This is a genomic window from Promicromonospora sp. CA-289599, assembly GCF_050936155.1.
Lineage (GTDB): Bacteria > Actinomycetota > Actinomycetes > Actinomycetales > Cellulomonadaceae > Promicromonospora.
This window is the reverse complement of record NZ_JBNJNI010000001.1, coordinates 730403-748488: the sequence shown is the minus strand read 5'-3', so window position 1 is coordinate 748488 and position 18086 is coordinate 730403. Positions and strand designations below refer to the sequence as shown.

General features: G+C 67.8%; 18 protein-coding genes and 1 pseudogene. 9 read left to right on the top strand and 10 right to left on the bottom strand.

What is annotated here, in order from left to right; all coding sequences use genetic code 11:
• Nucleotides 1-21 precede the first annotated feature (21 nt).
• Both ACQEVI_RS03210 and ACQEVI_RS03205 read right to left on the bottom strand, forming a co-directional pair.
• Nucleotides 22-300 (bottom strand): transcriptional regulator, encoded by a 279-nt coding sequence (locus ACQEVI_RS03210; RefSeq protein ID WP_432905777.1) that lies wholly within the window; start codon nt 298-300, stop codon nt 22-24.
• A gap of 29 nt (nt 301-329) precedes the next feature.
• Complete coding sequence (locus ACQEVI_RS03205; RefSeq protein WP_432894598.1) at nt 330-785, bottom strand: hypothetical protein; 456 nt, start codon at nt 783-785, stop codon at nt 330-332.
• Between the two features lie 304 nt (nt 786-1089).
• Here ACQEVI_RS03205 and ACQEVI_RS03200 point away from each other — a divergent pair.
• Nucleotides 1090-1353, top strand: a pseudogene (locus ACQEVI_RS03200) (LuxR C-terminal-related transcriptional regulator); the annotation flags it as partial.
• 143 nt (nt 1354-1496) lie between these two features.
• Here ACQEVI_RS03200 and ACQEVI_RS03195 read toward each other — a convergent pair.
• The gene (locus ACQEVI_RS03195) at nt 1497-2117 is read right to left on the bottom strand and encodes a methyltransferase domain-containing protein (protein ID WP_432894595.1); all 621 of its coding nucleotides are present in this window, start codon (nt 2115-2117) and stop codon (nt 1497-1499) included.
• A 154-nt stretch (nt 2118-2271) separates the two neighbouring features.
• The gene (locus tag ACQEVI_RS03190; protein ID WP_432905774.1) at nt 2272-2583 is read right to left on the bottom strand and encodes a nuclear transport factor 2 family protein; all 312 of its coding nucleotides are present in this window, start codon (nt 2581-2583) and stop codon (nt 2272-2274) included.
• A 372-nt stretch (nt 2584-2955) separates the two neighbouring features.
• Here ACQEVI_RS03190 and ACQEVI_RS03185 point away from each other — a divergent pair, with 372 nt between their 5' ends.
• The gene (locus tag ACQEVI_RS03185) at nt 2956-4269 is read left to right on the top strand and encodes an endo-1,4-beta-xylanase (protein ID WP_432894592.1); all 1314 of its coding nucleotides are present in this window, start codon (nt 2956-2958) and stop codon (nt 4267-4269) included.
• 91 nt (nt 4270-4360) lie between these two features.
• On the opposite strand, the gene ACQEVI_RS03180 is transcribed toward ACQEVI_RS03185, so the two are convergent.
• The 3 genes from ACQEVI_RS03180 to ACQEVI_RS03170 all read right to left on the bottom strand — a co-directional run bounded on the left by ACQEVI_RS03180 (nt 4361) and on the right by ACQEVI_RS03170 (nt 6413).
• Nucleotides 4361-4678, bottom strand: a complete 318-nt coding sequence (locus tag ACQEVI_RS03180) for a tyrosine-type recombinase/integrase (RefSeq protein ID WP_432894590.1) — start codon at nt 4676-4678, stop codon at nt 4361-4363.
• A 183-nt stretch (nt 4679-4861) separates the two neighbouring features.
• Nucleotides 4862-5098 (bottom strand): hypothetical protein, encoded by a 237-nt coding sequence (locus ACQEVI_RS03175; RefSeq protein WP_432894587.1) that lies wholly within the window; start codon nt 5096-5098, stop codon nt 4862-4864.
• A gap of 13 nt (nt 5099-5111) precedes the next feature.
• Nucleotides 5112-6413: a hypothetical protein gene (locus tag ACQEVI_RS03170; RefSeq protein ID WP_432894584.1), complete on the bottom strand. Its 1302-nt coding sequence runs from the start codon at nt 6411-6413 to the stop codon at nt 5112-5114.
• 1116 nt (nt 6414-7529) lie between these two features.
• Here ACQEVI_RS03170 and ACQEVI_RS03165 point away from each other — a divergent pair.
• The 4 genes from ACQEVI_RS03165 (at nt 7530) to ACQEVI_RS03150 (ending at nt 10969) form a co-directional block, all read left to right on the top strand.
• On the top strand, nt 7530-8033 hold the full coding sequence (locus tag ACQEVI_RS03165) for an N-acetyltransferase family protein (protein ID WP_432894581.1): 504 nt from the start codon (nt 7530-7532) through the stop codon (nt 8031-8033).
• On the top strand, nt 8030-8893 hold the full coding sequence (locus ACQEVI_RS03160) for an alpha/beta fold hydrolase (RefSeq protein WP_432894578.1): 864 nt from the start codon (nt 8030-8032) through the stop codon (nt 8891-8893). The genes ACQEVI_RS03165 and ACQEVI_RS03160 overlap by 4 nt, the downstream gene beginning before the upstream one ends.
• Before the next feature lie 205 nt (nt 8894-9098).
• The gene (locus ACQEVI_RS03155; RefSeq protein WP_432894575.1) at nt 9099-9869 is read left to right on the top strand and encodes a ThuA domain-containing protein; all 771 of its coding nucleotides are present in this window, start codon (nt 9099-9101) and stop codon (nt 9867-9869) included.
• Nucleotides 9866-10969, top strand: coding sequence for a Gfo/Idh/MocA family protein (locus ACQEVI_RS03150; protein WP_432894572.1), 1104 nt, complete (start codon nt 9866-9868; stop codon nt 10967-10969). The genes ACQEVI_RS03155 and ACQEVI_RS03150 overlap by 4 nt, the downstream gene beginning before the upstream one ends.
• Nucleotides 10970-11005: 36 nt before the next feature.
• Here the strand turns inward: ACQEVI_RS03150 and ACQEVI_RS03145 are convergent, their stop codons facing one another.
• Genes ACQEVI_RS03145 through ACQEVI_RS03135 form a run of 3 tightly spaced genes read right to left on the bottom strand, consistent with a single transcriptional unit; the run spans nt 11006 to nt 14612 of the window.
• Entirely contained in the window at nt 11006-11797 is a 792-nt protein-coding gene (locus tag ACQEVI_RS03145; RefSeq protein ID WP_432894569.1) for an enoyl-CoA hydratase-related protein, read from the bottom strand.
• Nucleotides 11798-11808: 11 nt separating this feature from the next.
• Nucleotides 11809-13077 (bottom strand): hypothetical protein, encoded by a 1269-nt coding sequence (locus ACQEVI_RS03140; protein ID WP_432894566.1) that lies wholly within the window; start codon nt 13075-13077, stop codon nt 11809-11811.
• Nucleotides 13074-14612 (bottom strand): amino acid adenylation domain-containing protein, encoded by a 1539-nt coding sequence (locus ACQEVI_RS03135; RefSeq protein WP_432894563.1) that lies wholly within the window; start codon nt 14610-14612, stop codon nt 13074-13076. Before ACQEVI_RS03135 ends, ACQEVI_RS03140 begins: the two co-directional genes overlap by 4 nt.
• A gap of 504 nt (nt 14613-15116) precedes the next feature.
• Between ACQEVI_RS03135 and ACQEVI_RS03130 the strand changes: the two genes are divergently transcribed.
• From ACQEVI_RS03130 to ACQEVI_RS03120, 3 genes are read left to right on the top strand one after another with little or no spacing between them, the layout of a single operon-like run.
• Nucleotides 15117-16283, top strand: a complete 1167-nt coding sequence (locus tag ACQEVI_RS03130) for an acyl-CoA dehydrogenase family protein (protein WP_432894560.1) — start codon at nt 15117-15119, stop codon at nt 16281-16283.
• Nucleotides 16284-16325: 42 nt separating this feature from the next.
• A complete protein-coding gene (locus tag ACQEVI_RS03125) occupies nt 16326-17105 on the top strand; it encodes an electron transfer flavoprotein subunit beta/FixA family protein (protein ID WP_432894557.1) in 780 nt (259 codons plus the stop codon).
• 14 nt (nt 17106-17119) lie between these two features.
• Nucleotides 17120-18082, top strand: coding sequence for an electron transfer flavoprotein subunit alpha/FixB family protein (locus tag ACQEVI_RS03120; RefSeq protein ID WP_432894555.1), 963 nt, complete (start codon nt 17120-17122; stop codon nt 18080-18082).
• The last annotated feature ends 4 nt before the right edge of the window (nt 18083-18086 follow it).

Below are 18086 nucleotides of genomic sequence, written 5' to 3'. Positions count from 1 at the left end.
CGTGGGCGAGTCAGTAGCGGGTCAGGCAGTATCGGCGGTGCGGCTGGCGAGGGCTGTGAGGGCGGCAAGGTGGTTGTGGAATGCCCGCCGTCCCGATGGGGTGAGTTGTATCCGGACTCGACTCTTCCCGCTCCGTGCCGCGCGGCGCTGTGAGACATAGCCCGCGTCCGCGAGAGCGGAAAGCTGCTTGCTCAACGCAGAATCGGTTGTTTGGAGCAGATCGCGGAGCGTGGCGAACTCTTCCTCTGTGACGGGGTCGAGGAGAGCGCAGATTCGCAGCCGTGGAAGCGGGTGGATCACCGGATCGAGAGCGGGGAGCGCAGGCACTGTCACTTTTCGATTCGGCTGACCTGGCGAGCCCAGGAGCGATCTATGAGCGGGCCCATGGTGGTGACGAGGGTGAATGCGACCACCGCGGCCATCAGAGGAACCCACCACCAGCCTTGCTCGGTGTAGACCGCTCGGCTGAGGCCGACGACGACACCCGCGAGGATCGCGAATCCGACGAGTTGGATCGTCATCCGCCCTGAGAGCTTGATCTTCCGCACCGCAGTCGGCTGCTTCCACGCCGCAACAACCGCGATGAGAATCAGTAGGACAGGGGGAACGGCGAGCTGGAACAGTGCAGGCCAGTTCGTGGTGTAGGGCAGGAGCGCGAACACGGCGAGGAACAATCCGAACATGATCCAGTACCGCTTCGGGCGTCGCAGTCGCTCCGCATTGAGCTTCTTCGTCGCCTCGACTGCGTCGAGCGCTGCACGCGCTCCGGCTGCGTCAGTCTCCATACCGGAGAATCTAGTCGTCTTTTTCCTCACGGGAAAGACAGGATCGAGCCCAGTGCGGGGCGGGCTGCGGACCCACCATGCGCTGGCTGTTGTGCTCGTCGCCGCGCGTTGTGGGTCGGTACAGCTGGGTCAGCCTTCGAGGAGCACGGTGGCGTGGTCGCGCACGGGCTCTACGAGTGCGTGGTATTCGCCGTGGCGTGCCCGGTCGAGGATGCGTGCGACAGCGAGGATCTGCGAACGTCGGCCGTCTGATGTGTCGAGGACGTCGGCGAAGTGGTCGTAGACCTGACGGGCTGTCTCGGGAATCAGGAGGCTGTGGCAGGACGTCGATCCTGGCGCTCATCCGGTCGCGCTGCTGGGTCAGGAACTCGATCAGTTCGGGTTCGGGGTCCTCGACGGTAATGGCGCGGGGCTTGTCGAGGCACGGCTGGATCTCCTTGATCATCCGGGTGGGGATCCCGCTGTCGATCGCGAGATCGCGCACGAGCCGCACATCAGCGAGTCCACGGTGAAGTTCCACGTGGCGAACATCCTGGACAAGCTGGGTGTCGGCTCGCGCGGCGAAGCGGCGGCGCTGGCTCACCCGGCGGCGTCCTGCGGGTCCGCGCGCAAGGAGCCGAACTCGGCACCGCGCATAAGCTACGTCGCCAGCCCTTTCACTGGCCTCAAGAGGCACACAACCGAAGGGCTGACAATCACCCGTGTCAGGGTTTACTTCGCTCGACGAGCAATCGCCTCGAAGACGTGCCAGTGCTTGGTGCCGCGGGTCGTCCGGTCCTCGCGGTCCTTCTCGTCCAGGTCGACGACGTCGAGCCCGTCCAGCAGGCGCTCGACGTCGGCTCGGCTGTGGAAGGTGAGGCGTCCCGGGGCGATAGATGGGTCTTGTGCCCACGCATCGTTCGGGCCGAACAATGTGACGGCGAGGTAGCCGCCCGGGAGCAGTGCCTCGCGGACTGCCTTCCAGACCCGGTCGAAGTCCGCTACGGGCACGAACGGAAGTGCGTACGAGGCATGGACCAGGTCCGCGTGCGGGAGCGGGAGAGCGTCCTGCACGAAGCTGGGACGGTGCGCCAGAGCGGGCCGATCGGAGTCGGGAACGGCGGTCAGGGCAGTGTCGGCGGCAGGCTCGATCGCCGTGACGCGCCAGCCTGCCGTCAGCATCGCCGCGGTCTCGATGCCGGCCCCGGCACCGAGGTCGACAGCGATTCGGCGGGTTCCTGGTCCCGCCAGGGCCAGGACCCGTTGGCACAGCGCGCGCACGGGCCGTGTGCCCTGAACGGTGTTGTAGGCATTCCAGTGCGCGAGATCGAAGCGCGGCGTGTGGTCCGTCATCGATCAGTTCTTCTCCAGGAGATCAGCAGATTTCACATGCGGTGAGGTGGCTGCCGTCAGCGAACTGCCAGTGGGCGGACGCCCGCAGGGGCGCGACATCCACGGAGAGTGACGCCGTGGAGGCTAACACGTGGGGCTCGACGTGCTCGGGGGTTCACTGGCGCCCGGAACCGCCCTCGGTGTCGACCGGGTAGAAGCGCGCCGACTCGATGACGCCTTCGCTGTTCACCGTGACGGCCACCCCGCGGAACCAGAACTGGCCGTGCTCGCCGGTCTCGCTCGTGTACTCCCACTCGGCCCAGATCTCGTCGCAGCTGTGGACCTGCGGCTCCGCCCCTGCCTGCATGGTGGGATGAGCAGCGAGGATCCCCTCCCAGGTGCGCCGCACGGTCTGGCGACCCGCGAAGGACCGCACGGGATGCGCAGGCGTGGTTACCGAGTACCCGGGCGCGAACCATGCCTCGATCGCGTCGAGGTCATGGGAGTTGATCGCCTCGAGGGAGGCGGTCGATCACGGTGGTCATCGAAGTCATGGCGAGTCCTTTGTGGTGGACCCCGGCTGCGGCGTCCCGGACGCATCCCGTTGACGGCGTCGGAACGCGGCGCGACGCTCCGGCTCAGATCATCCTGCGGACCCACCTAATCGTTTCAGTCCTTGCCAGGGCGCCGGACCGCGAAGTTATGTGATGTCACACGACCGGAGTCTCTGTTCGGTCCCCCACCTGTCGAAGACGCCAGGTGTCGTAGAAGAGGAGTCGCGATGAGGACTACGTCAAGACCTGGCCGTCGCACCTTGGTGGGTGCGGCGCTGTGCGTCGCATCAGTGGTTGCCGGTTTGATGGCTGCCGCGCCGGCGCAGGCCGCGGAGAGCACGTTGGGCGCCGCGGCTGCGCAGAGCGGGCGGTACTTCGGTGCGGCGGTGCCGGCTGGGCGGTTGAGCGAGTCGGCCTACACCACGATCTTGAACCGTGAGTTCAACATGATCACGGCCGAGAACGAGATGAAGATGGACGCGACCGAGCCGTCGCAGAACCAGTTCAACTTCTCACGCGGCGACCAGATCGCGAACTGGGCGATCCAGAACGGCAAGCAGGTGCGCGGCCACACTCTCGCGTGGCACGCCCAGCAGCCGGGCTGGATGCAGAGCATGGAGGGCAGTGCGCTGCGCAACGCGCTGCTCAACCATGTCACGCAGGTCGCCACCCACTACCGCGGCAAGATTCACTCGTGGGACGTCGTCAACGAGGCGTTCGCCGACGGTGGTTCGGGTGGCCGGCGGGACTCGAACCTCCAGCGCACGGGGAACGACTGGATCGAGGCGGCGTTCAGGGCCGCGCGGGCGGCCGACCCGGGCGCCAAGCTCTGCTACAACGACTACAACACCGACGGGATCAACGCGAAGTCGACCGGGATCTACAACATGGTCAGGGACTTCAAGGCCCGTGGGGTGCCGATCGACTGTGTCGGGTTCCAGTCGCACCTGGGGACCTCGCTCTCCAGCGACTACCAGGCCAACCTGCAGCGGTTCGCGGACCTGGGTGTCGACGTGCAGATCACCGAGCTGGACGTGGAGCAGGGCAACAACCAGGCCAACATCTACGCGGCGGTGACCCGGGCGTGCCTGGCGGTCTCGCGGTGCACCGGCATCACGGTGTGGGGTGTGCGCGACGACACCTCCTGGCGCTCGGACAACCCCCTGCTGTTCGACCGCTCGGGCAACAAGAAGCCCGCCTACTACGCCGTCCTCGACGCGCTCAACGGCGTCTCCTCGGGCAACACGTTCCGGCTGCGGAGCGAGTCCGCGGGCCGGTGCCTCGACGTGCCGAACGGCACCACCGCCAACGGCACGAGCCTGCAGATCTGGGACTGCCACAGCAACTCCAACCAGCAGATCACCCAGAACGGCCAGACGCTGCGGATACTGGGCAAGTGCCTGGACGTCCCTGCGGACGCCGCGAACGGCACCCCGGTCCGGCTGTGGGACTGCAACGGGGGCAACAGCCAGCAGTGGACGTCCAACGGCAGCGCGATCAGCAGTGTTCGGTCCCCGTCGCTGTGCCTCGACGTGAACGGCGCGGCCACAGCGAACGGCACGGCCGTGATCCTGTGGTCGTGCCACTCCAACGCGAACCAGCGATGGAGCCGGGTCTGACCGGCAGCCGCTGAGTCGCGGGTGGCTGGTCGGACGGGCACAACCACGCCGTCGGCTGGGACCGTTGAAATTCCAACGGTCCCAGCCTCGCTCACGCGGCTTTCGACGCTACGGACTTGGTCGGTCGACTACTCAGGACGAGGTCGATCGCAGTACGCGTCTGCTCCTCCTCGTCGGGCCACAGGTGCGAGTAGGTGTCCAGGGTCTCGCTGGCGTTCTTGTGACCCAGCCGAGCCTGGACCGCCTTGACGGATGCGCCGTGGCGGATGAGCAGGCTCGCGTAGTAGTGGCGCAGATCGTGGAAGGTGAAGCCGGAGAGCTCGGCCGCCGTGAGAGCGCGTTGCCACCTGTCCCAGAACGCCGAGCGCCGCAGTGCGCCGTTCTCGGTGTTGGTGAACCGGGTGATCAACTTTGCAACGACCCTGGCCCTGAGGTGGTCCCGGACGCCACAGTTCCCGGCCCCTGACCGACCAGCGCCACGCCGTCGAAGGTCACGCCTGGGCGCCGACCGGGACCTGAACAGTCACTCCGAACCGCCCTCGGGATTCAGCGGAGGCTCCTCCACCCGGGGTAGGGCGCCTCCGCTGAGGCGTCACGCCATCAATGTCCGAATGGCAAGCGGCACGAGAAAAGCCGCAAAGAGCACCGTCACGGACCACTCAGAGAAGCCGAACGAACTCGTGAACATCTTCGCCTTCGCGGCCAGGGTCGACGCTTCGCGACCCTCATCGCGCGCTTTCTTCTGCGCCAACCACCAGGTACATCCGAAGAATATCACTGCAAGAGAAAGGAGCAGTGCCCATTGAGCTAGCAGCGGCCACCCGTCCATGTCATTACCCCTTTCAAGCCCGAATCATATCGTAGCAGGCGCCTAGGCCAAAGACGCCAGCCACCACCGCGGCGCCTTCCTTCAACAGGGTGATACTGGCAGCAGCCTTTGAACTGGTTGCTTTGTGCTTCGCTATACCAGAATACCCGTGTTTGACAACTTTGTTCCCGAGGGCCTTGATCTGCTTGACAATCTCCTTGAATATCGCAGAATTGGAACTGCCAAGCTTCTTCCACGCAGAGTATGCCTTGGCGAGCGAGGTGCCCGCCTTAGCGGCCCTCAGCTTCACTACAAGCTTCGCGATGCCAACGGCGGTCTTTGCATACCCTAGGGCTCCGAGCGAGATGGCCCCACCGACACACTTAGCCCCTTTCTCAACCCACCACTTCCAGCTCGGATCCGCTACGACAGGGAATGCCGTATCAGGACTCGTCTCGACGATCTGGATCAGTTCATTGCCGTGCAGAATGTACCGAGTCGGGACCGCCCTTCCGTCGGCGTCCACCGCCCACGGTGCCTCGATCTCAGCAATCTGCTCGACCTCTGTCACTGTCGTGGTCTCCGGGTCCGGGAGGGCCGCGAGAAGTCCGATCTCTTCGTCCGAGAGACTGTCCAAGTCATCGATTGAAGTGAATTTCTCACCGACAACTGCCTCGACCGCCTCGGCAGTCCGTGCAGCCTCGCCTGGCAGCTCGACCTCGCGCTCGACCTTGCTCAGAACCGCGATCGAGCCGTCGTTCTGAACCGCCAGTTCCGTCCCGTCCGGAACTTCCAGCGGAAAGACGATCTCGTTCGAAGCAGTTTCATCAGCGAGGATCGCCAAGACCTGTACACCGCCGTCGGTCGCTCGAGCAACCATGTCTGTTGCAGGGGCCGCGTCAGGGACGACCATCGAGCTGTCCACCGTGTCAGTCGCGCCGGCGCTCAGGCTGAGATCGATCCGAAGCTCTAGCCCCACGTTTGCAGCGATCGAGATATCACCTCCCTTGCCGAACGCGACAGCCCCCTGAGCCGATGAGAGTCGTAGGACACCGTCCCCGGACTCCGTCAACGGAACTGCTCGCTGCGCGGACGCGGAACTGGCGAGGGACACAGCAGTGGCAGCATCACCCGCAACGTAGTCCGTGGCGGCGTCGACGATAGCCTGCTGGTCTTCGGAGGGGCCCGTCTGTAGCTCGTGGCCGGGCACGTCGTCCGTCGGCTCGTCCGTCGCGACGCTCGGGGGCGCACCGAAAGCCAGGCTGGCTCCAGCAAGTGCTGCGATCAACACCGCACTTCTCCGCCACTTTTTGTGCGTGGGGTAGAAGGATTCCATCTTGACATTCCTCCATCTGGGCGCACTGCGCCCGCGATATCCTCATTGGCCGCCTTGGCCACGAGACTTGATACGGAAGCCCTGAACACGGCGCCGGCCCTGGCTGCGACTTGCCGCAGTCTCATGGACATGAATTCTTGGGGTTGCAGAAGATTGCCCTGGTTCGCGGCGCGCGAGCCATAGCTGGAGTCTCCGGGAGCGGGACCGCTGCGGCAACGAAAGCAAGATGTGAACCATGTCATACAGGCAAACGAATGGTGGCCGCCCGGCCCCTGCTGCAGTGGTCAGGGTCGTTGCAAAGTTGATCACCCGGTGGAGTGCTTGTGCGGCGTGGCGTGCGTCGGGCAGGGCGTCGGCCGTGGCGGGTATGAGGGCGGGCGCGGCCCCGTGTCAAGCCCCGAGTTTGATGGAGAGCTGGTTAGTTGGTTTCCAGACTCGGCGTGACCGGGTCAGCCACGGCGTGTAGCGCCTCGTATGCGGTCGGCGGGACGTGGCCGAGCTCGCCGTGCAGACGCCGGCCGTTGTACCAGTCGATGTATTCCACCGCCGCGATCTCGGGATCGTCCAGACCGCGCCACGGCCCCTTGTCACGGACCGGCTTCCGTGGTGCCGACCTAGCGCCCAATCCTCCGGGTGTCGATGTCTCCATCAAACTCGGGGCGGGACACATTGGGTACACATGAACGCCGTCAAAGCCCCGTCTGACGCCAGCCTCACCACTGCACTGCTTTGAGCACCGCATCTGCCCCTCCGGCCAGCTGAACGCGCGTGGCGCCCCCATTGACGCCTCCGGTGAGGCGATCGAGAAGAGTGACCTCTGCCCCGACCACACCGGCCACGTCGCCCAGGACCTCGGCCGGCAGCGCAGCATATGCTCAACACCTTACGGTCCAGCACGGCCGATGAGCCTAGTCGTGCTCGGACGAGGCGACGTCGGAAGCGCTCGACGGGCCGGCCGGCCGCCGCCCCCGCGCGCTGCGCGCCATCTGACCGCTCAACTCCCCGCTTACCCTGCCGCGGATCGTCAAGATGTCGGCTGTCCACTCGTTCACGCCTTCCCTCCAACTCCCACTTGTGGCTGATGGATGCCTCAAGACGCCCGTTAGCATGCCCGACATGCGATTAGCCGCTGGAGGGCCGAACGACGTCGACGCCTGCGTCGAACTTTGGCGCACCGCGACCGCCGCCCGTGACGGGATCGAGCCTGCCGACGTTCCGGAAACGGTCCTTGCCCGGGCCCGGGGCAAGCTGGAGTCCGCCGCACCGTCGTGGGTTCTGGCGCGGGAGCCTGGCGGAACGCCCGTCGGCTTCGGACTCACGCTCTCGCCGGGCAGTGGGTACGCGGACGATCCGCCGGACGCGGCCTACGTCGCTCTGCTGGCCGTCGCCCCGAGAGCCCAGGGCCATGGCGTCGGCGGGGCCCTTCTCGATGCCATGACCGAGCTGTCTGCCGCTGGTATGAGCTCCGCAGTGCTCCACGTACTCGAGACGAACACCGCTGCCCGCTGCCTGTACGACAGCAGAGGGTGGACCGTGTCCGGCAGCCCATTTCCCCATGCTCTGTCCGGCTTGTCGGTGCTGCGGTACACGACCACCTTCGGACCCGGGCTGTCACCATGACGATGCGCTGGCTTGAGATGGACGATGGTGTTCGGCTGAGGACATGGCAGTCGGGCGCTGCTGATGCGGATCAGTTTCCGGTCGTCCTGGTCCACGGCGGGCCGGGCCTCCCTGACTACCTGGAGCCCGTCGCGACCTTGATCGACGACATGGCTCAGGTGCATCGCTACGACCAGCGAGGCACTGGCGGTTCCCGATGGGACGGTCCGCACACCGTGGCTCGCCATGTCCAAGACCTTGGGCAACTGATCGATGCCTGGGGTCATGACCGGGTGGTCCTGGTAGGACATTCGTACGGAACCGATCTGACGAGCTGCTTCGTGAGAGCGCACCCTGAGCGGGTCGCAAGAGTTGTCTACCTGTGCGGGCCGTTCGTCGGGCCCTGGCGCGATCCGACGCGCACCGCGGAGCGGGCACGCCGCTCCGATTCGCAGCAGGCTCGGCTCGAAGAGCTCGAGGTGCTCGCGTCACGTACTGACGAGGAGGAGATCGAGTACCTGGCGTTGTCGTGGTTCACCGATCATGGTGACCCGAACCATGCGTGGGAGTGGGCCATGGAGTCCGCGCACGCCTTGCGTCCGATCAACTGGACCATGAACGCCCAGCTCAACGCGGACAAGAGGACAGAGCCGCTGGAGAGCGACATCGACCGGCTGCGTGCGGTCCTACCTGCCGGTTCCACGATCATCGGCGGTGCGGAAGATCCCCGGCCTGCCGCAAGCCTGCGGCGGCTGGGAGTCGAGCTGGGCTGCGACGTGACGATCATTCCGGGAGCGGGTCATCATCCCTGGATGGAGCGTCCGGCCGAGTTCGCGGCAGTGCTTCGTGGTGCTGTCGCCGACACCGATCGGCGCTGGTAGACGCAGAAACCGCACGTTCCGAGATCGATCGGACGCGGTGTCGACTCGGCTCCGCCCTCCGCAGGTCTGTGACCGGCAAATACCGCTGGTCTTGGCTTGTCCGTAATGCTTCGATTGGCTGGCCCCGCCGCCACGTCTGGCGGGCAGCCCAGGCACGCTCTATGTGGTGCCGTGGGCCGGGTCCGGAAAACTGGAGGAAGCACACATGCCAAACGCACCGATCCGGGTCCTCATATGGGGCGAGAACCGGCACGAGCAGGTCGAGTCGTCCGTCGCCGAGCGTTACCCGGACGGCATGCACGGCGCGATCGCCAAGGGCGTCGGCGAGTGGCTCGGGGACAAGGCCCGCATCGCCACGACCACCCTCGACGAGCCCGAGCACGGGCTGACCTCCGACGTGCTGGACGAGACCGACGTGCTCGTCTGGTGGGGACACGCCGCCCATGGCGACGTCGCCGACGACGTGGTCGAGCGGGTCCACCGCCATGTCCTGGCCGGCATGGGTCTCATCGTGCTCCACTCCGGACACTGGTCCAAGATCTTCGTGAAGCTCATGGGCACCACCTGCTCGCTGCGCTGGCGCAGCGAGCACGACCGCGAGCTGGTGTGGACCGTGAACCCGCAGCACCCCATCGCCCGCGGTATCCCCAACCCGATCATCATTCCCGAGCAGGAGATGTACGGCGAGTACTTCGACGTGCCGACCCCCGACGAGCTGGTCTTCATCAGCGGCTTCAGCGGCGGCGAGGTCTTCCGCAGCGGCCTGACCTACCGCCGCGGCTTCGGCCGCATCTTCTACTTCAGCCCCGGCGACCAGGACTTTCCCGTCTACCACCACCGGGACGTGAACCACGTGATCGCCAACGGCATCGAATGGGCCCGGCCCGACCGGGAGCGCGAGACGCCGACGCTCCTGCGCTACGAGACCGACGACTTCTTCAACGGCCAGGGCTACCGAGGGGCGTTCGAGCGATGACCTTCCGGACCATCGAGACCGAAGGGCCCCTGCGCCTCGTCGTGGTCGGCGCGGGCGGCATGGGCAGGGCCTGGACCCGCGCGATCCAGGCGGACCCCGCCACCGAGCTCGTCGGCATCGCCGACCTGTCCTCGGCGGCGGCCGGATCGGCCGCCGCCGAGACCGGCATCCCTGGCCTCGCGGTCGGGGCCGACGCCGTCGAACTTGCTCGCCGAACCGGTGCGGACGCGATCCTCAACGCCACCATTCCCGAAGCGCATCACCCGGTCACGACCGCCGCGCTGCTGGCCGGGATCCCGGTCCTGGGGGAGAAGCCGGTCGCCGCGAGCGTGGCCGAAGGGCTTTCGCTCGCGGCCGCGGCCGAGTACACCGGGCAGCTGTTCATGGTCAGCCAGTCCCGCCGCTATCACCGGTCGCTCTTCGACGTGAAGCGGCAGGCGGCGGCGCTCGGCGTCGTCGGCCTGGTCGCGGTCGAGTTCTTCAAGGCCCCGCACTTCGGCGGCTTCCGCGACGAGATGGCCAGTCCTCTGCTGCTGGACATGGCGATCCACCAGTTCGACATGGCACGGTTCCTGCTCGACGCCGACCCCGTCTCGGTCTCCTGCGAGGAGTACAACCCGCCGTGGAGCTGGTACGCCGGCGACGCGGCCGCCACCGCGGTCTTCGCCATGGAGGGCGGAGCCCGCTTCACCTTCAACGGCTCGTGGTGCAGCCCTGGCTTCGAGACCTCCTGGAACGGCGCCTGGCGGATCTCCGCCGAGCGCGGCACCGTGCTCTGGGACGGCGACGGCGAACCCGGCAGCGCCCCCGAGACGTCCGTCGCCGAGGCCGAAGACCCAGGGCACGAGATCGCGGGATCGCTGCGCGAGTTCGTCGCCGCCCTCCGCCTCGGCACCGAGCCGATGGGGCGGGTGCACGCCAACGTCATGAGCCTCGCCATGGTCGAGGCCGCGATCCAGAGCGCGGCCCAGGGGCGCAGGGTCGCGATCGACGACGTGCTCGAACGGTCCTACGAGTCGGCGCTCGCGACCGAGCAGCACCCCGAGGTCCTCGGGGTGCTGAAGTCCTGGCCGTCGGTCCGGGACGCTTTGAGCGGGTGAGGGCACGGGTTCGGAGCGGGCGGCCCGTCCTGTCGTTCAGTGTCCTGGGAACGACGGCGGCCGCTTGGCCAGGAACGCCGTGGTGCCTTCGCGCATGTCGCCCGTCGTGAACGTCGTCCGGAAGGCCGCCTTCTCGATGTCGAGCGCGTCGGTAGTGGTTCTCCCGACCGAGTCGCCGATAGCTGACTTGCACAACGCGACCGCGACCGGTGAGCGAGTGCCGATCTCAGCGAGTGTCGCGGCGGCGGAGTCGAGCATCTCGTCCCGGGTGTCGAACACCCGGTTGACCAGTCCGATCCGCCGCGCCTCCAGGGCATCGATCTTCCGGCCCGTGTAGATCAGCTCCTTTGCCCAGCCGGGGCCGACCCGGTGGTGCAGACGCGCGCAGCCGCCGAAGCCCGGGATCAGGCCGAGCGACACCTCGGGCTGGCCGAACACCGCCGAACTGGTGGCGTAGATGAAGTCAGCGGCCATGGCCAGCTCGCAGCCCCCGCCGAGCGCATAGCCCGACACGCAGGCGATCACCGGGACAGGCAGCTCTTCGAGCAGCCGGGTGACACGCTGGCCGAGTGCGCCGAAGGCCTCGCCCTCGTCGGGGGTCATCATGGACATCTCGCGGATGTCGGCTCCCGCGACGAACGCGCGCTCACCGGCTCCGGTCAGGATGACGCCGCGGAGGTCGCCGCCGTTCGGTGGAAGCAGGTCTTCCAGCACGGTGCACAGCTCGGTGAGCACCGTCCTGTTCAGCGCGTTCAGCGCGTGCGGCCGGTTCACGGTGATGGTGAGGACGCCGCCGTCGTCCGACAGCAGCAAGGTCTTGTCGCTCATGGTGGTTCCTCTCAGGAGTCCCATATGGCGCCATAGGCCGGGATGCCTCGCATCTCCAGCTGCTCGACGATGTTCCAGGTGGTCTTCTTGTTGGAGATGCAGATCACCGCTTCCGCGTCGAACTCGCGGTACGTCTGGTAGGCGAGCGCCACCAGGTCGGGCTTGCCGGAAGCAGTGGTGTCCCAGATGACCGGATCAGGTTGCACGGCGAGGATCTCGTCGACCAGGTCGTCCCCGTAGGTGGCCCGCGGGGCGCGAGTGGACCAGACGAGGCGAGAGGGTGTCTCACGCGAGAGCAGGTGTGGCAGGCAGGGACCGATACCGCTGCCGGTGGCCACCCACACGACGCGGCGGAACAGCCGGTCGACGTTCCCGACACCGGCTGTCGGGATGCCCTTGACCCACAGGTGCGTCGGGCGGTCGTCGATCAGCGCCCCGGTCCAGTCGCCCGCCCGCGAGATGGTGAGCCGGAATCCGGGCGCACCGGGCGACGGCACGTTGGCGAAGGAGTGCCATTCGCGCAAAGGGCTACGGCTGACCGTGGTGGACGATCCGGCGAACGGCGTCACGCCGTAGTCGAAGCGTACGAGCGCGACATGCGTGGAGGGCGAGGTGATCCGTACCGGCACCCGGCGCAGCCGGAGCCAGGGTAGGGCGACGCTGACCGACACGACGAGCAGCACCAGGAACGGCGTCGGCCCGGCCTCGGAGAACAGGAAGGAGTGCAGCCAGAACAGGGCGAGCAGGCTCCAGCCACCGAAACGGTGCATCAGCTCGAAACGGTTGTGGTGGCGCGCCCGGAGCGTCGGCAGCGCGAACGTGATCATGGCGAACAGCAGTGCGGCGATCAGGTAGGTCACCACAAGCACCGCGGCGCCCACCGGCCGCACCGTCGCGGTGGCCGCGAAGACCAGGAACCACCCGGTCGCGGACACCATCCCGCCGACGTGGATGCCCCCGAACACGTGGTAGACCTTGCCGAGCAGGGCGCGCACCCGCAGTGGCCAGGTCACCGGCGCGCTGGTCGCGGACAGGAAGATCGCGTTGATCACATACTGCTGCCGGATCAGCGTGGCGACCGCGACGTTCGCCAGCATCATGCTCGAGATCGTGCCCAGGTCGCCCAGCCAGCCGCCGCCGGCGAGGACCACGATGTTGACCGCGACCACGCCCGCTGCGAGCCGGTTGTGGTGCATCAGCCACCTGTGTCGCCACACGCGGCGCCACCTTCCGCGAACCGGTGGCAGCGACTGGGCCAGCTCGGTGTCGGCCGCGGTCACGCCATCGCCTCCTCAGCGGTCAGTCCGGCGACCAGGGTTCGCTTGTCGACCTTGCCGCGGTGCGTGGTCGGCAGCTCGGCGACAGCGTGGACGGTGGCCGGCACGCAGTAGTAGGGCAGGACGCCCGCGACCACATGGCGGGCCGCGACGGCGTCCACTCCCGCCGGGGTGACGAAGCCGACCAGCTCGCCGTCGTGCAGCACGGTCGTCGCCCGCTCGCAGCCGGGTGTGCGTTCGAGCGCTGAGGTGACCGCGTCCAGCTCTACCCGGAAGCCACGGACCTTCACCTGATCGTCGGTGCGCCCGTGGTGCTCGAGCCGGCCGTCGGAGGTCCAGCGGCCGAGGTCGCGGGTGCGGAACATGCGGTTCTCGCCACCGAGGAACGGGTCGGGAAGGTAGCGCTGCGCGGTCAGCTCAGCCTTGCCCAGGTAGCCCTGGCTGACGCAGGCCCCGCCCGCCCACAGCTCGCCGACCTCGCCGATCGGGCACGGCCGAAGGTGCTCGTCGAGCACGTAGACGGTGGTGTTGGGCAGCGGTGAGCCGATGGTGGGCTGCTCGCCGTGCCGGTGCGGCGCGGCGATCGTGTTCACGATGGTGACCTCGGTGGGTCCGCAGGCGTTGTGGAACCGGGCGAACGACGACCAGGCGTCCGCGAGCGGGCGCGGGCAGCGCTCCCCGGCCACCGCCACGACGGCGACGTTGCGGCACTGGGCCGGATCGAGGCTCGCCAGAACGCTCGGTGTCGCGATCACCACGTCCACCGACCGCACCGCCCGCAGGATCGAGCCGCCCCTGATCACTAGTTCCGCACCACGACAGAGCGCCACGAAGATCTCCCACGCCGCCATGTCGAACGCGATGTTGAGCAGCTGCGACACCTTCATGCCCGGCCCGACGCCGAGTGCTCCCGGCCCGTGTGTGACCACGTTGCACAGATTCGCGTGCGTGACCACGACTCCGTTCGGTGTGCCCGTGGTGCCCGAGGTGAAGATCACCACCGCCGGATGCCCCTGCGTGCTCGCGACCGCGGGCGGCTCCGCCCGCTCACCGGAGAGCTCGTCCACTGCGAGCACCACCCGACCGGGCAGCGCGGGCAGAGCGGTGACGCAGTCGGACAGCGTCAGCACGACTCGGATGTCAGCGGTCGCGACGATGTGCGCCAGGTGTGCGCTCGACGTGATCCGGGCGTCCTGAGGCACGTACGCGGCCCCCGCCTTCAGCACCCCGAGGATGCCGACGACCATCGGGATCGAGCGCCTCACGAACAGCCCGACTCGATCACCGGGGCTGACGCCGAGCCGCACGAGCCGTTCAGCGAGCAGGTTCGCCCGTCGGTCGAGCTCGCGGTAGGTCAACGACTCGCCGGCGTGCGTCACGGCGACTGCCTCCGGTCGACGCCGGGCCATGGCCTCGAACGCCTGATGCAGCAGGACGAACGGCGGCTGTGCCGGCGCCCCCGTCCCGAAGCGCCGGAACAGTGCTTGGTCAGATGGCGTCAGACCGGTCAAGGCGGACCGGTCGATGTGATTGGTCATGTGCGGCAACTCCGTTTCGGGACGTGCTCGCGAACGAGAGCGACCCCGACGCCCTCGTTGGCAAGACCAGGCAGAGATTCGACGCGCAGGGCCCTCGGACGCACTCACCCCCGACACGGGTAGCTCGGCGGAAACATGGACGAGGTCTCACTCGCCGGTCACCGTAAGGCGGAATGTCCTTGATTTGGCATCTACTTAATCGTTTCAAGTCGCGGGATCGCCAGTGGCCGGGGCCTGGCCCGCTGTTTCGGGCCCTCGTCGGCGCGGTCGACGTCGCAGATGGGAGACGCCGTTTCAGGCGTCGGCTCGGGTCGGACCTCCGCGCAGAAACCGCCGTCGGCCACTGGCGCTTGATCTGATACTGGGTCTCAGGCATACTCGCCAGTGCCCCGGTGGCGGCGCGACGCCGACGCACGAGACACTCGACGACGAGCAGCCGGAACACGGTATTTCCCCTCCATGCGCCGGGCACCACAGCCGCCCGGCCCAACGAAAGGCGAAGCCATGCAGCGTGACATCTATGACGAGGACCACGAGGCGTTCCGCGAGGTCGTGAAGGAGTTCGTCAAGCGCTACGTCACCCCGGAGAAGGCGCAGCAGTGGGACGCCGACGGTGAGGTCGACCGCGCGACCATGAAGGCCGCGGCGGAGCACGGCATCGTCGGGCTCTCGGTGCCGGAGGAGTTCGGCGGCGCCGGGATGCTGATGGACTACCGCTTCCGCAGCGTGGTGAACGAGGAGCTCATCGGCTGCGGCCACGGCTCGGCGCTGGCCGGGGCCGTGGGCATCCACGACGACCTCGCGGTGCCGTACATCGCCCACTTCGGCACCGACGCCCAGAAGGCGAAGTGGCTCCCGAAGATGGCCACTGCCGAGATCCTCGGCGCCCTCGCGATGACCGAGCCGGGTGCGGGCAGCGACCTGCGGGCCGCACGGACCACCGCGAAGAAGGTCGACGGCGGCTACGTCGTCAACGGTGCCAAGACGTTCATCTCCAGCGGCAAGACGGCGGACATCATCGTCACGTTCGTCAAGACCGGTGAGGGCAACCGCCCGGACGCCTTCAGCCTGATCATCCTCGAGGACGGCATGGCCGGGTTCGAGCACGGCAAGAAGCTGCACAAGATGGGCTTCCCCGGCCACGACACGGCCGAGCTGAGCTTCAACGACGTCTTCGTGCCGGACGAGAACCTCATCGGCGGCGTCGAGGGCCGCGGCTTCGTGCACCTCATGATGAACCTGCCGCTGGAGCGCCTCTCGATCGGTGCCGTCGCCGCCGCGGTGGCCGAGGCCGGCGTGAAGTGGACGATCGACTACACGACGAGCCGCGAGGCGTTCGGCAAGCCGGTCATCGACTTCCAGAACACCCGGTTCCGGCTGGCCGAGATGGCCACCACCGTGGACGTCATGTGGGCCTACGTCGACCGTGCGATGAACCTCTACCGGCAGGGCAAGCTCAGCGCGGACGAGGCCGCGAAGGTCAAGTTCTGGTGCACCGAGCGCGAGTGGGAGATCCTCGACCAGGGTGTCCAGCTGCACGGCGGGTACGGCTACATCCTGGAGTACCCGATCGCGCGTGCCTTCCTCGATGCCCGTGTCCACCGCATCTACGGCGGCACGAACGAGGTCATGCGCGAGATCGTCGCTCGCAGCATCACCGGCCGCAAGTAGTCTCTCCACGTCAGCCGTTCGAGGAAAGAGCAGAGTTCGCCCATGAGGATCGTCGTCCTGGTGAAAGTCGTGCCCGACACCAACGCTGAGCGCACGCTCAGCCTGGAGACGGGTCTCGCCGACCGTGCCACGGCGGCTCTCGTCGCCGACGAGATCGGTGAGCGCGCCCTGGAGGTCGCGCTCACCTACGCCGACGCGCACGAGGGCACCGACGTGCACGTCCTGTCCGTCGGTCCCGAGGAGTCGACGACGTCGATCCGCAAGTGCCTCGCGATGGGCGCTGCGAGTGCTACGCACATCGTCGACGGCGGGCTCGTCGGCGCGGACCTCGGGCTGACGGCCGAGGTCATCGCGGCGGCGCTCGGCCGGGTCGGGTACGACCTGGTGCTCGCCGGCAACCAGTCCACGGACGGAGTGGGCGGAGTGCTGCCGGCGATGGTGGCCGAGCACCTGGGCCTGCCGAGCCTGACGAACCTCACCACGGTGACGATCGGGGACGCCGAGATCAGCGGCACGCGCCTGTCGGAGGACGCGGCGGTGGGCCTGAGCGCACCGCTGCCGGCAGTCGTGTCGGTGACCGAGGCGCTCCCCGACCCCCGCTTCCCGGGCTTCAAGGGGATCATGGCGGCCAAGAAGAAGCCGGTCGAGGTGCTCTCGCTCGCCGACCTCGGCATCGACGCGGACGACCTGAGCGCGTCGCGCTCGATCATGCTCGCGATCGACGCTCGTCCTCCGCGAGGTGGGGGCGTGAAGATCACCGACGACGACGGCGACGCCGCCGTCCGACTGTCGGCCTTCCTGGCCGAGAACCACCTGATCTGAAAAGGGGGACGACGATGACTATCGCTGCTGACTCGATCCTGGTGCTGCTCGACACGACGCCTGACGGCGCGCTCGCGAAGTCCTCGGCCGCGCTGCTGGGTGCGGCCTCGACCGTGGGGACGCCGGTCGCGCTCGTCCTCGGCGACGACGCGGCCGCCAAGGCCGCCGCCGAGCTCGGGGCCGCCACGGTGCTGCGCGCCCCTGCGCCGTCCGACGGCCAGGTGGGCGTGGTCGACGCCCTGGCCGCCGCCGCGGCCCTTGTCCGGCCCGACGCCGTCCTGGCGTCCCACTCGGTCGACGGCCGGGAGGCTGCCGCCCGGTTCGCGGTGCGCGCCCGCTCGGGCCTCGTCATGGACGCGATCGAGGTCGCCCGCGACGACCAGGGCGTCATCGCCCGCAGCTCGGCCTATGGCGGTTCCTACACGGTGACCTCGACGGTGACGCACGGAGCGCCGGTCATCACCGTCCGTCAGGGTGCGGTCGAGGCGCGCGCCGAGGCGCGGCCCCTGGCCGAGGTCGTGCTGGAGGTCGCCGCGAGCGGTGTCGCCGCCGCCACGATCGGTTCGGTCGAGGTCGCCGAGAAGACCGCCGGGCGCCCCGATCTGCGCGGAGCCGCGAAGGTCGTCTCGGGCGGCTGGGGCCTGGGCTCGAAGGAGGACTTCGCCCTCGTCGAGCAGCTCGCCGATGCGCTCGGCGCCGCGGTCGGTGCGTCACGCGCCGCGGTCGACGCCGGGTTCGTGCCGTCGTCGGCCCAGGTGGGCCAGACCGGCGTGCAGGTCGCGCCGCAGCTCTACATCGCCCTGGCGATCTCCGGGGCGATCCAGCACCTGGCCGGCATGCAGACCGCCAAGACCATCGTCGCGATCAACAGGGACGAGGACGCCCCGATCTTCGAGATCGCCGACTTCGGGATCGTGGGCGACGTGTTCACCGTCGTGCCGCAGCTCATCGCCGAGATCGAGAAGGCGAAGGCGTAACCAC